The 11972-nt window shown below is 61.0% G+C and carries 12 protein-coding genes; all 12 read left to right on the forward strand.

Going from position 1 to position 11972, the window contains the following annotated elements; translation table 11 throughout:
• Positions 1-57: 57 nt before the first annotated feature.
• The 12 genes from fabG (at position 58) to rnc (ending at position 11951) form a co-directional block, all read left to right on the forward strand.
• Positions 58-807 (forward strand): 3-oxoacyl-ACP reductase FabG, encoded by a 750-nt coding sequence (gene fabG / locus B0G76_RS04430; RefSeq protein WP_120290405.1) that lies wholly within the window; start codon positions 58-60, stop codon positions 805-807.
• A 151-nt stretch (positions 808-958) separates the two neighbouring features.
• Positions 959-1198 carry an acyl carrier protein gene (gene acpP / locus B0G76_RS04435; RefSeq protein WP_004197638.1) on the forward strand — a complete coding sequence of 80 codons (240 nt, stop codon included), beginning with the start codon at positions 959-961 and terminating at the stop codon, positions 1196-1198.
• A 327-nt stretch (positions 1199-1525) separates the two neighbouring features.
• Entirely contained in the window at positions 1526-2764 is a 1239-nt protein-coding gene (fabF, locus tag B0G76_RS04440) for a beta-ketoacyl-ACP synthase II (RefSeq protein WP_120290407.1), read from the forward strand.
• Positions 2765-2779: 15 nt separating this feature from the next.
• Entirely contained in the window at positions 2780-3265 is a 486-nt protein-coding gene (locus B0G76_RS04445; RefSeq protein WP_310793924.1) for a protein YgfX, read from the forward strand.
• Positions 3266-3366: 101 nt separating this feature from the next.
• Positions 3367-3966 (forward strand): RNA polymerase sigma factor RpoE, encoded by a 600-nt coding sequence (gene rpoE, locus B0G76_RS04450; RefSeq protein ID WP_063496847.1) that lies wholly within the window; start codon positions 3367-3369, stop codon positions 3964-3966.
• Between the two features lie 81 nt (positions 3967-4047).
• On the forward strand, positions 4048-4674 hold the full coding sequence (locus tag B0G76_RS04455; protein ID WP_120290411.1) for a sigma-E factor negative regulatory protein: 627 nt from the start codon (positions 4048-4050) through the stop codon (positions 4672-4674).
• A 4-nt stretch (positions 4675-4678) separates the two neighbouring features.
• The gene (locus B0G76_RS04460) at positions 4679-5722 is read left to right on the forward strand and encodes a MucB/RseB C-terminal domain-containing protein (protein WP_120290413.1); all 1044 of its coding nucleotides are present in this window, start codon (positions 4679-4681) and stop codon (positions 5720-5722) included.
• Between the two features lie 37 nt (positions 5723-5759).
• The gene (locus B0G76_RS04465) at positions 5760-7283 is read left to right on the forward strand and encodes a DegQ family serine endoprotease (protein WP_120290415.1); all 1524 of its coding nucleotides are present in this window, start codon (positions 5760-5762) and stop codon (positions 7281-7283) included.
• Positions 7280-7570: a glutaredoxin family protein gene (locus tag B0G76_RS04470; RefSeq protein WP_120290417.1), complete on the forward strand. Its 291-nt coding sequence runs from the start codon at positions 7280-7282 to the stop codon at positions 7568-7570. Before B0G76_RS04465 ends, B0G76_RS04470 begins: the two co-directional genes overlap by 4 nt.
• 216 nt (positions 7571-7786) lie before the next feature.
• Positions 7787-9580, forward strand: a complete 1794-nt coding sequence (gene lepA, locus B0G76_RS04475) for a translation elongation factor 4 (RefSeq protein WP_120290419.1) — start codon at positions 7787-7789, stop codon at positions 9578-9580.
• Positions 9581-9598: 18 nt separating this feature from the next.
• Positions 9599-10492 carry a signal peptidase I gene (lepB, locus tag B0G76_RS04480; protein ID WP_120290421.1) on the forward strand — a complete coding sequence of 298 codons (894 nt, stop codon included), beginning with the start codon at positions 9599-9601 and terminating at the stop codon, positions 10490-10492.
• Positions 10493-10667: 175 nt separating this feature from the next.
• On the forward strand, positions 10668-11951 hold the full coding sequence (gene rnc / locus B0G76_RS04485) for a ribonuclease III (protein WP_120290423.1): 1284 nt from the start codon (positions 10668-10670) through the stop codon (positions 11949-11951).
• The last annotated feature ends 21 nt before the right edge of the window (positions 11952-11972 follow it).

The raw sequence follows: 11972 nt of genomic DNA on the forward strand, positions 1-11972 counted from the left end.
GCACAAGCTCGACATCAAGAATCAATCAGCCCTCCGAAAGGGCATCCGGACTGACAGATGGAAAAGACTCTCGACAAGCAAATCGCAATCGTGACAGGCGCGTCGCGCGGCATTGGCCGTGCGATCGCGATGGAACTGGCGCGCCAGGGCGCGACGGTGATCGGCACGGCAACCAGTGAAAGCGGCGCGGCAGCGATCAGCGAAGCCTTTAACGCGGCCGGCGTGAACGGCCGCGGCGCGGTGCTCAACGTGAACGACGCCGCCGCAGCCGAAGCGCTGATCGACGGCGCCGTGAAGGAATTCGGCGCGCTGCACGTGCTGGTGAACAACGCCGGGATCACGCAAGACCAGCTCGCCATGCGTATGAAGGACGACGACTGGGACGCAGTGATCGACACCAATCTCAAATCGGTCTTCCGTCTGTCGCGCGCGGTGCTGCGTCCGATGATGAAAGCGAAGGGCGGCCGTATCATCAACATCACGTCGGTGGTCGGCTCGGCCGGCAACCCAGGGCAGATCAATTACGCAGCCGCGAAAGCGGGCGTAGCGGGCATGACGCGTGCACTGGCACGCGAGATCGGCAGCCGCGGTATCACCGTGAATTGCGTCGCGCCGGGCTTCATCGATACCGACATGACCAAGACCCTGCCGGAAGAGCAGCAAACCGCGCTGAAGTCGCAGATTCCGCTCGGCCGCCTTGGCAGCCCGGACGATATCGCGCACGCTGTGGCGTTCCTCGCGTCGCCGCAAGCGGGCTATATCACCGGCACGACACTGCATGTGAATGGCGGAATGTACATGTCGTAACCAAATTCGGTTACTATCCGCGCCTTGATGCGTTTGCAAAAGCGTAAGGCGCATGCCTTGACAGGAACCCGATGCGCCGCTTTTTTGCCGGGTTAAACCTGATAAAATGCGCGCACCTGTATTTTTGAACTTCTTTTCCCTTGGAGGGGTAATGGACAATATCGAACAGCGCGTCAAGAAGATCGTCGCAGAACAACTGGGCGTTGCAGAAGCTGAGATCAAGAACGAAGCTTCGTTCGTGAACGACCTCGGCGCCGACTCGCTCGACACCGTTGAACTCGTGATGGCCCTCGAAGACGAATTCGGCATGGAAATTCCGGATGAAGAAGCTGAGAAGATCACCACCGTTCAGCAAGCGATCGACTACGCTCGCGCGAACGTCAAGGCCTAAAGTCATTCGCGCCTGCGTTTCTGCGTTGGCGGCGTATGACGCCCTGCCGTGTCGGTTTCCGACGCCAGCAGGGCTGGCGCTTTTTGCCATGCAGGAGCCAGCGATGCTGACAGCGCAACTTTTCGCGCGATTGCCGACTTTCAAGAAAACGCCGGGCCGCCCCGCGTTTTCCGCTCCGGAGGAAGTCCCCTTGGGGGATTGCCCCCCTCGGGGGGGCCTGGTGCGAAGCGCCAGGTGTGGGGGCGGCTAACAGCCACAGGGCACACAGGGCAGGTACCTGTGGCCGCTGTGGCTTTTGCTTTTGTCATCTATGAAAAAGGGGTTACCGTGAGCCGCCGTCGTGTTGTTGTTACAGGCCTGGGGCTGATTTCGCCTGTTGGCAATAATGTTGCCGACGGCTGGGCCAATCTGGTCGCCGGCAAGTCGGGTATTGCCAATATCACGAAGTTCGATGCGTCGAACTTTTCGACTCGTTTCGCCGGCGAGGTGAAGGGCTTCAATATCGAGGACTACATCCCCGGTAAGGAAGCACGCCACATGGATACGTTCATCCATTACGGCGTCGCAGCCGGCATCCAGGCGATGCAGGACAGCGGCCTCGAAGTCACCGACGAGAATTCGGAGCGCATCGGCGTCGTGGTCGGTTCGGGAATCGGCGGCTTGCCGATGATTGAAAATACGCAGACCGAATTGCTGAATCGCGGTCCGCGCCGTATTTCGCCGTTCTTCGTGCCCGCCTCGATCATCAACATGATCTCGGGCCATCTGTCGATCAAGTTCGGCATCAAGGGTCCGAATCTGGCGATCGTGACCGCATGTACCACCGGTCTGCACTGTATCGGTGAGGCTTCGCGCCTGATCGAATACGGCGACGCCGACGTGATGATCGCCGGCGGTGCGGAATCGACCGTGTCGCCCCTCGGTGTCGGCGGCTTTGCGGCGGCGCGCGCGCTGTCGCAACGCAACGACGATCCGGCAACGGCGAGCCGTCCGTGGGACAAAGACCGCGACGGTTTCGTGCTGGGCGAGGGTGCCGGCGTGATGGTGCTCGAAGAGTACGAACACGCGAAGGCACGCGGCGCGAAGATTTACGCCGAAGTCGGCGGCTATGGGATGAGCGGCGACGCCTATCACATGACCGCACCGCTGGAAGACGGTGACGGCGCACGCCGCTGCATGCTGGCCGCGATGAAGAACGCGGGCATCAATTCGGATCAGGTGAACTACCTGAACGCGCACGGCACGTCCACGCCGCTCGGCGACCTGGCTGAAACCACTGGCATCAAACGCGCTTTCGGCGACCACGCCAAAGACATGGTCGTGAATTCGACCAAGTCGATGACGGGTCACCTGTTGGGAGGCGCCGGCGGTCTGGAGTCCGTGTTCACCGTGCTGGCCGTGCATCATCAGGTCTCGCCGCCGACGATCAACATCTTCAATCAGGATCCGGCCTGCGATCTCGATTACTGCGCCAACACCGCGCGGGAGATGAAGATCGACGTCGCGCTGAAGAACTCGTTCGGGTTCGGCGGCACGAACGGCACGCTGGTTTTCAAGCGCGCCTGATCGCCTGATCGTTTGGTGACACGCCAGTCGAAAACGCCGGCTTGCCCGGCGGTTTCTCTCGAATCGGCAACGCCCGGCGGAGTGTCGCAACGGATTACGTTGCGGCGCTCCGCCGCGATGTGTGCCGCTTTGGGGGCGTTTGTGCTGATTGCGACGTTGGCCGCCTACACCTCTTTCGCGTCGCATCTGGGCGCCTGGCAGGCGGCTGCGTTGACGTTTGCCGTGTGGGCGCTGTTGACGCTCCATGCGGCAAAACATGAGCATGCGCAGCCCGTCGCGCTGAAAATCGGTCCGGACGGACTGTCTGCCTGGAATCGCACGGGCGGTCTGCTGACGCAGGGCCGCATTGCCGGCTGTTCGCAATGGAGCGGTCGCTTGCTCGTTCTGGCGCTGGTGCCGGATCATGGGCGCCCCCGCACGCTACTTCTTGCCGCTGACGCGCTTCCAGCGGCCGTCTTCCGGGAGCTCGCCTTGCTGGGCCGGCGTGGCGCCGGCGCGTGACTGTAACGACTGTAACCGCTGTTACCGGAGTAACGTGCCGCGATGATGGGGACGCTACAATGGTCCCCCGCCATGCGCCCTATAGTTAACGGATTTATCAGGTGAGCGAAAAAGAAATTGATCAGGTGCTGGTCGAGCGCGTCCAGAAGGGCGACAAGGCCGCGTTCGAGCTTCTGGTCTCCAAATACCACCGTAAGATTCTCCGGCTGATCTCCCGCCTCGTGCGGGACCCGGCCGAAGTGGAAGACGTCGCCCAGGACGCCTTTATCAAGGCGTACCGGGCGTTGCCGCAGTTTCGTGGGGAATCGGCCTTTTATACGTGGTTGTACCGGATTGCGGTCAATACAGCAAAGAACTACCTTGCGACCCAGGGGCGGCGCGCACCGACTTCGACCGAAGCAGATGCTGAAGAAGCTGAAACTTTCTCGGACGCCGACCAACTAAGGGATATCAACACGCCTGAGTCGATGTTGATGAGCAAGCAGATCGCCGAGACGGTCAATGCTGCGATGGCGGCTTTACCGGAAGAGTTGCGCACCGCCATTACTCTTCGTGAAATTGAAGGTTTGAGCTACGAGGAAATCGCTGAGATGATGGGTTGCCCAATTGGCACAGTCAGATCACGAATTTTTCGCGCTCGCGAAGCCATTGCGGCAAAATTGCGTCCGTTGCTTGACACACCTGAAGGCAAGCGCTGGTAATCACCGGCCGCCGGGCGGGGCGCGGGTGCAATATCTGGATTAGTGGTGTCACTACGGGGTATTTGTAAGATGGGGAGCATCATGGGGTCGGTCTCGATGCAATCGCAAGCTAGCTCGCGCGGCGAGCGTCTGTCCGCTTTTGTCGACGGCGAGTTGTTCGGCGAAGAGCATCTGAAAACGTTTGTTTCCGAACTGGACGGCGAAGATCGTGCCGCCTGGTCGTGCTATCACCTGATCGGCGACGCCCTGCGTTCTGACGATCTGGCGGTCAGCCCGGCAGCGAGCAGCGCGTTCCTGAACGGTTTTGCGGCACGTTTCGACAACGAGCCGCATGTGCTCGCGCCTGCCGCCATGCCGGTTGCACGCCGTTTGCTGGCGCTGCGCCGTCGCGTCGTGCCGGCCTTTGCTGTGGCCGCTGCCGCTGCCACGCTGACGTGGATCGTCGTGCCGCAATTGCAAGGTGTGCCGGGCGGCTCCGGCGTCACGCAAGTCGCGTCGCTTCAGTCGCATGGTGATTCGCTGCAACGCGTGGCCATGGCGTCGGTGCCCGCGGCAACGGTTCAGCCTGTCGCGCAAGACGCCAACATTATTCGTGACGCAAGTCTCGATCAGTATCTGGAAGCTCACCAGCAATTCGCGCAACAACCGGTCATGCCGGGCTCGATGCCGCTGATTCGCGCTGCCGCAGTTTCTACGCAAGGCCAATAGTTTGATGCAGACTCCGCGGTTGAATAAAACGACTATCTGGGGGCGGCTGCCGGCATTTCTGATTTGCGCAGCCGTATTGTTGTCCGCTACACCGCGGGTCTTCGCACAAACCGACGATCCACTCGTCGCCCGTCGCACGGCTGCGGAGCTGCTCGATCGAATCCATCAGGCCGCCCAGCAGCAGAACTACGAGGGCGCGTTCGTCTATCAGCGCGGCAATTTCGTTCAGACGTCACGGATCGCGCACTACGCAACCCGCACTGACGGCGAATTCGAGCAACTCGAAAGCCTCGACGGCAAGCCGCGCAAAATGCTTCGCCACAACGAAGATCTCTACACGTTCGTGCCTGAGCGGCATCTGTGCGTGGTCGAGAAGCGCCAGAACAAAGATTCGTTCCCCGCGCTGCTGGCTGTAAGCGGCGAGCAGGTGCTGTCTGTGTACGAGCCGAAGCTGCTCGGCGACGACCGCGTCGCGGGTATCGACAGCCAGGTGATCGAACTCGACCCGAAAGACGCATACCGCTTCGCTTACAAGCTGTGGGCCGACAAGAAGACCGGCCTGCTGCTGCGTGCGCAGACGCTTGACCCGAACGGCCAGGTGCTCGAGCAATTGTCGTTTTCGCAGATTCGCATCGGCGTGCCGGTCGACAAAACCGCCATTGTCAACGGTATTCGTAATACGACAGGTTGGACGGTCGTGCGGCCGCCGGTCGAGCCGGTGGATATGGCTGCGCAAGGCTGGCAGATCACGCCGACCGTACCGGGCTTCCGCAAGATTCGTGAGTTGCGCCGTCCCATGGCCGCGCGTGACGCGGGCCAGCCGACCATTCCGGTCGATCAGGCCGTATTCTCCGACGGCCTCGCGGCCATTTCGGTGTTTGTCGAGCCGGTCGAGAACAATACCCGCAAGGAAGGTGCGGGCAGCAGCGGCGCCACACACGTTCTGGTAAAGCGTCGCGGTGACTTCTGGATTACTCTGCTTGGTGAAGTGCCCCAGACCACATTGCAGCAATTTGCGTCTGCCATAGAATATAAAGCTCCGAAGTAATCTTCCGAATCACTCGAATCCCTCGGCTTGCTACGATATGACGACTTTCTCGGTGCGCAAATTCCTCGCGGCCGCGGTGGTGGTGGCGTGTTTGCCGCTCATGCCGCACACGGCGTCGGCGGCTCCCGCAGCCAACCTGCCCGACTTCACTGACCTCGTCGACAAGGTCGGCCCAGCAGTCGTCAACATTCGCACGACCACACGCGTGTCGAACAGCGGCGCCCGTGGTGGATTGCCCCCGGGCATGGACGACGGCGACATGTCGGAGTTTTTCCGCCGCTTCTTCGGCATTCCGTTGCCACAGTCGCCGCAATCGCCGGGTTCCCCGCGCGGCGGCGATAACGGTGGGAGCGGAAGCGGCGGAAGCGGCGGCAGCCAGGACTCGCCAGACAACAGCGATCCCGAACAGAACAGCGGCGTCGGCTCAGGCTTTATTCTGTCGGCGGACGGCTACGTGATGACCAACGCGCACGTCATCGACGACGCGGATACCATTTACGTCACCCTCACCGACAAGCGCGAGTTCAAAGCCAAGCTGATCGGCGTGGACGATCGGACCGACGTTGCTGTTGTGAAGATCAGTGCCGCCAATTTGCCGACCATCACGATCGGCGACTCGAACAAGGTGCGTGTGGGCGAGTGGGTGGTCGCAATCGGTTCGCCGTTCGGTCTCGAGAATACGGTAACGGCCGGCATCGTCAGCGCCAAGGGGCGCGACACGGGCGATTATCTGCCGTTCATCCAGACCGACGTGGCAGTCAATCCGGGTAATTCGGGCGGTCCGCTGATCAATATGCAGGGCGAAGTGATCGGCATCAATTCGCAGATTTACAGCCGTACTGGCGGCTTCATGGGCATCTCGTTCGCGATTCCGATCGACGAGGCGATGCGTGTGGCCGAACAGTTGAAAACCTCGGGTAAGGTCGTGCGCGGCAGGATCGCGGTGGCGATCGGCGAAGTAACGAAAGACGTGGCCGATTCGCTCGGTCTGCCGAAGGCGCAGGGCGCGCTGGTCAGTAGCGTCGAACCGGGCGGTCCGGCGGACAAGGCGGGCGTGCAGCCTGGCGACATCATTCTGAAGTTCAACGGCCATTCGGTCGACACGGCCACGGATTTGCCGCGCATGGTCGGCGATACGAAGCCGGGCACCAAGTCGACTGTCACGATCTGGCGCAAGGGCCAGACGCGCGATCTGCCGATCACGATCGCCGAAATGCAACCGGATAAGTCCGCCAAGGCGGACCAGAAGAAGCCGCCGGTGCCGAAGCAGCGCGCCACGAACGTGCTGGGTCTCGCCGTTAGCGATATTCCTTCCGATCAACTGAAGGCGCTGAAACTGCACAACGGTGTGCAGATCGACGCGGTAGACGGCCCGGCAGTGCGCGTTGGGCTGCAAAAGGGCGACATCGTCCTGCGTGTGGGCGATACCGATATCACGAGCGCGAAGCAGTTCGACGACCTGACCGCGCACCTCGACCCGCAGAAGATGGTCGCGTTGCTGGTCCGTCGCGGCGAGAACACGCAGTTCGTGCCGATTCGCCCGCGCAGCGCGGCGAAATGAAGACGGTGGCGCCGCTCACGCTCTACGGGCGCGCGTGGTGCCATTTGTGCGACGACATGCGTGCCGCACTCGAGCCTTTGCTGGTGGAATTCGGCGCGCAAGTCGTCGTGATCGACATCGACACCGATCCCTTGCTGGAAACCCGTTATAACGAACTGGTGCCGGTTCTGGTCTGCGACGGCGTTGAGTTGTGTCACTATCACCTGGACGCGGCGCGAGTTCGTGCCGCGCTCGTCGCACGTTACGTGGCGGCGCATTCGCCATCCACGTATTCGGGGTCGAGCTAAGGGTCCACGCCGGGCACACGCCGGGGGGCACACCAAGCGCGAACGTGCGCCGTTCACGCCCCGTTTCACGCTTCTCATGTGCCGTCTTTTCCGCCCGAGCCTCGCAAGATGCGCCGGGCGATAGCCTTTTCGGCTAAAATAGATAGGTTTTTCACCTACTTACAAGGCGTGCTCCGCTATTGTCCGAGCGCGCCTTTTTCGCTTGATCGGTACTGAATGGATCATATTCGTAACTTCTCGATCATTGCGCACATCGACCATGGCAAGTCGACGCTCGCCGATCGCATCATCCAGATTTGCGGTGGCTTGTCCGACCGCGAGATGGAATCTCAAGTGCTCGACTCGATGGATCTCGAGCGCGAGCGCGGCATCACCATCAAGGCACAAACCGCCGCACTGACGTACAAGGCCCGTGACGGGCAGGTCTACAACCTGAACATGATTGACACGCCGGGCCACGTCGACTTCTCGTATGAAGTCAGCCGTTCGCTGTCCGCATGTGAAGGCGCGTTGCTGGTCGTCGACGCGAGCCAGGGCGTGGAAGCGCAAACCGTGGCCAATTGCTACACGGCGATCGAACTCGGCGTCGACGTGATTCCGGTGCTCAACAAGATCGATCTGCCGGCCGCGAATCCCGAGAACGCAATCGCAGAAATCGAAGACGTGATCGGCATCGACGCAACCGACGCCACGCATTGCAGCGCGAAGACCGGCCTCGGCGTGGAGGACGTGCTCGAAGCGCTGATCGCCAAAGTGCCGCCGCCTAAGGGCGATACGGAAGCGCCACTGCAAGCGCTGATCATCGACTCGTGGTTCGACAACTACGTGGGCGTCGTGATGCTGGTGCGTATCGTCAACGGCACGCTGCGTCCGAAAGACAAGATCCGCATGATGGCAACCGGTGCGCAGTATCCGGTCGAGCATATCGGCGTCTTCACGCCGAAGTCGAAGAATCTCGAATCGTTGTCCGCCGGGCAGGTGGGCTTCATCATCGCCGGCATCAAGGAATTGGCCGCCGCGAAGGTGGGCGACACCGTCACGCTGGTGAATCGTCCTGCGGCCGAGCCGCTCCCGGGCTTCAAGGAAGTGAAGCCGCAGGTGTTCGCCGGTCTCTATCCGGTCGAAGCGAACCAGTACGATGCGCTGCGTGACTCGCTCGAAAAGCTGAAGCTGAACGACGCCTCGTTGCAGTACGAGCCGGAAGTGTCGCAGGCGCTCGGCTTCGGTTTCCGTTGCGGCTTCCTCGGTCTGCTGCACATGGAGATCGTGCAGGAACGTCTTGAACGCGAGTTCGACATGGACCTGATCACCACGGCGCCGACCGTGGTGTACGAAGTCCTGCAGCGCGACGGCACGATCCTCATGGTTGAAAACCCGGCCAAGATGCCGGAGCCGTCGAAGATCGAAGAAGTGCGCGAGCCGATCGTCACCGTGAATCTGTACATGCCGCAAGACTACGTCGGCGCGGTGATCACGCTGTGTACGCAAAAGCGCGGCAATCAGATCAACATGCAGTACCACGGCCGTCAGGTGCAGTTGACCTACGAAATTCCGATGGGCGAAGTCGTGCTCGATTTCTTCGATCGTCTGAAGTCGATCTCGCGCGGCTACGCGTCGATGGATTACGAGTTCAAGGAATATCGTGCGGCAGATGTCGTGAAGGTCGACATGCTGATCAACGGCGACAAGGTGGATGCCTTGTCCGTGATCGTGCACCGTTCGCAGAGCCAGTATCGCGGCCGTGAAGTGGCGGCGAAAATGCGCGAGCTAATTCCGCGTCAAATGTACGACGTCGCGATTCAGGCCACCATCGGCTCGAATATTATTGCGCGCGAGAACATTAAAGCGTTGCGTAAGAACGTGCTGGCAAAATGCTACGGCGGCGATATTAGCCGTAAGAAGAAACTGCTGGAAAAGCAAAAAGCAGGCAAGAAGCGAATGAAGCAGGTCGGGTCTGTCGAGATTCCGCAAGAGGCTTTCCTCGCGATTCTGCGTGTCGAAGACAAATAAGACGAACAACGGAACTCTATGAATTTTGCGCTGATTCTTTTTGTGCTCGTCATTTTGACGGGTGTCGCATGGGTCGCAGACAAGCTGGTTTTCATGCCGCAACGGCGCCGTGCGGCAGACGCCGTAGTCGCTGAGTTCGACAGCCAGCAGGCACGCATCGGTGAGCGTTTCGCCGACGAAAACGCGGCGCAAACGCGCGCCCGTCTGCGTGACGACAAGCTGCGTCAGCCGTGGTGGCTCGAATATTCGGCGAGCTTTTTCCCGGTGATTCTGGTGGTGTTCGTGGTGCGCTCGTTCGTGGTCGAGCCGTTCAAGATTCCGTCAGGTTCGATGGTGCCTACGCTGCTGGTGGGTGACTTCATCCTCGTCAATAAATTTGACTACGGCATCCGCTTGCCGATCACCAACACGAAGATCACCGAAGGCCGTCCGCTCGAGCGTGGCGATGTGGTGGTGTTCCGCTACCCGAAAGACGAATCCGTCGACTACATCAAGCGCGTGATCGGCCTGCCGGGCGACACCGTCGCTTACCAAGACAAGCAACTGACGATCAACGGCAAACCCGTGCCGGAAACGCCGCTGCCTGACTATCTCGACGAAGAGCGCCTCGGCTACGCGAAGCAATTCGAAGAAAATCTCGACGGCCGCAAGAACGCGATTCTGAATAACCCGGCCGTGCCGCCGTTCATTGTCGGCGCGGAAGATTATCCGTATCGCGACAACTGCACGTACAACGCACGCGGCGTGATCTGCAAAGTGCCGCCGGGCAATTACTTCATGATGGGCGACAACCGCGATAACAGCGCTGATAGCCGCTACTGGGGTTTTGCACCGGATAAGAATGTCGTTGGCCGCGCGTTTTTCATCTGGATGAACTTCAGCGATCTGAAACGCATCGGCCCATTCCACTGAGCACGCATGCCTTGATTGCACGACACGCCGCGCAGATGGCCCACACTTAGGCCACATCAGTCGCGGCGTGTTAGCACGCTACTTTAAGAATCCGCGGTAACGTCGCTTCACCACGCTTTTTCCGCAGGCCGTCCCGCGTTTTCGCCGGGGCAGGCGCCCGCGTTATACTCTGCCCATGCCCCTATCTCCGTTGGAAAGCCGTCTGCGCTACGAATTTCGCAATGCGGAATTGTTGCGCCAGGCTTTAACGCACCGCAGTCATAGTTCCACGCACAACGAACGGCTCGAGTTTCTCGGCGACTCCGTTCTAAATTGCGCGGTGGCTGCGCTTTTGTTCCAACGTTTCGGCAAACTGGACGAAGGCGACCTGTCGCGCGTCCGCGCCAATCTGGTCAAACAGCAGTCGCTTTACGAAATCGCTCAGGCCCTCAATATCTCCGAAGGCCTGCGTCTCGGCGAGGGCGAGCTGCGCAGCGGCGGCTTCCGCCGCCCGTCGATCCTTGCTGACACGCTGGAAGCCGTGCTGGGCGCGGTGTTCCTCGACGGCGGGTTCGATGCCGCTCAAACGGTGATCAAGCGCCTTTACGTGCCGATCCTCGATCACATCGACCCGCGCACGCTTGGCAAAGACGCCAAGACGTTGCTGCAGGAATATCTGCAGGGTCACAAGATCGCGCTACCTACGTACACGGTCGTCGCGACGCATGGTGCGGCGCACAATCAGCAATTTGAAGTCGAATGCACGGTGCCGAAACTGGACGTCAAAGTGTCCGGTTCCGGCGCGAGCCGTCGTGCGGCTGAGCAGGCCGCGGCCAAAAAGGCGCTCGACGAGGTGATGGCCGCCGCGCCCGCGGTGGTCGCCAAGCCCAAACGTTCGAAAGGCGCCCGTGCGGCGAAGAATGCCGAGCAGGAAATCGTGCCCGGCGTGACCGGCGTACAGGCCGCGCTCGATTTGCGCAGCCCGGATCGCAAGAACGAGCGTGGGGCCGGGCGGAGCGAGACCCGCACCGCGCCGGTGGCGGAGTCTGTAGCCGAGCAGCGCGCGACCTTGACTGCGACGTCCGCGCCATTGGCTGTGATTCGCGCCGCGCACGTGGAATACAGCGGACAGGACAAGACGGAGCGTGCGGATAGGGTGGAAAGAGCTGACAAGGCAACCGTCCACGCGAGCGAGAAGTCGGCTGACAAAGCAGCGACAGACAAACCGGCCGAAAAACCGGACGCCAAATCCGCCGAAGTCAGATCCGAAGGCTCGAAGCCCGCAGAAGCAAAGCCCGCGGATGCAAAGCCCACCGACGCCAAACCGGAAGCCGCCGCCGTTCGCATCGCCGACAAACACCGCAGCCGGGAAGCCACACCCGGCGCAGCCGTGCCCACGCCCGGCGTGCCCGCACCTATCGAACACGAACCCGGCGTAGCCGACACGGTGCAAACCCGTGTCGCCGATGCGGGCCATTGATTGCCATCGGCGCGCCATTCC

Origin of the sequence: Paraburkholderia sp. BL23I1N1, from assembly GCF_003610295.1 — a bacterium.
In the GTDB taxonomy this organism is placed as follows: Bacteria; Pseudomonadota; Gammaproteobacteria; order Burkholderiales; family Burkholderiaceae; genus Paraburkholderia.

What these genes read in the sequence shown, in the direction of transcription:
- fabG (WP_120290405.1), top strand. Translation starts at nt 58, where the DNA reads ATGGAAAAGACTCTCGACAAGCAAATCGCAATCGTGACAGGCGCGTCG.
- acpP (WP_004197638.1), top strand. Translation starts at nt 959, where the DNA reads ATGGACAATATCGAACAGCGCGTCAAGAAGATCGTCGCAGAACAACTG.
- B0G76_RS04455 (WP_120290411.1), top strand. Translation starts at nt 4,048, where the DNA reads ATGGGGTCGGTCTCGATGCAATCGCAAGCTAGCTCGCGCGGCGAGCGT.
- B0G76_RS04460 (WP_120290413.1), top strand. Translation starts at nt 4,679, where the DNA reads ATGCAGACTCCGCGGTTGAATAAAACGACTATCTGGGGGCGGCTGCCG.
- B0G76_RS04465 (WP_120290415.1), top strand. Translation starts at nt 5,760, where the DNA reads ATGACGACTTTCTCGGTGCGCAAATTCCTCGCGGCCGCGGTGGTGGTG.
- B0G76_RS04470 (WP_120290417.1), top strand. Translation starts at nt 7,280, where the DNA reads ATGAAGACGGTGGCGCCGCTCACGCTCTACGGGCGCGCGTGGTGCCAT.
- lepA (WP_120290419.1), top strand. Translation starts at nt 7,787, where the DNA reads ATGGATCATATTCGTAACTTCTCGATCATTGCGCACATCGACCATGGC.
- lepB (WP_120290421.1), top strand. Translation starts at nt 9,599, where the DNA reads ATGAATTTTGCGCTGATTCTTTTTGTGCTCGTCATTTTGACGGGTGTC.
- rnc (WP_120290423.1), top strand. Translation starts at nt 10,668, where the DNA reads ATGCCCCTATCTCCGTTGGAAAGCCGTCTGCGCTACGAATTTCGCAAT.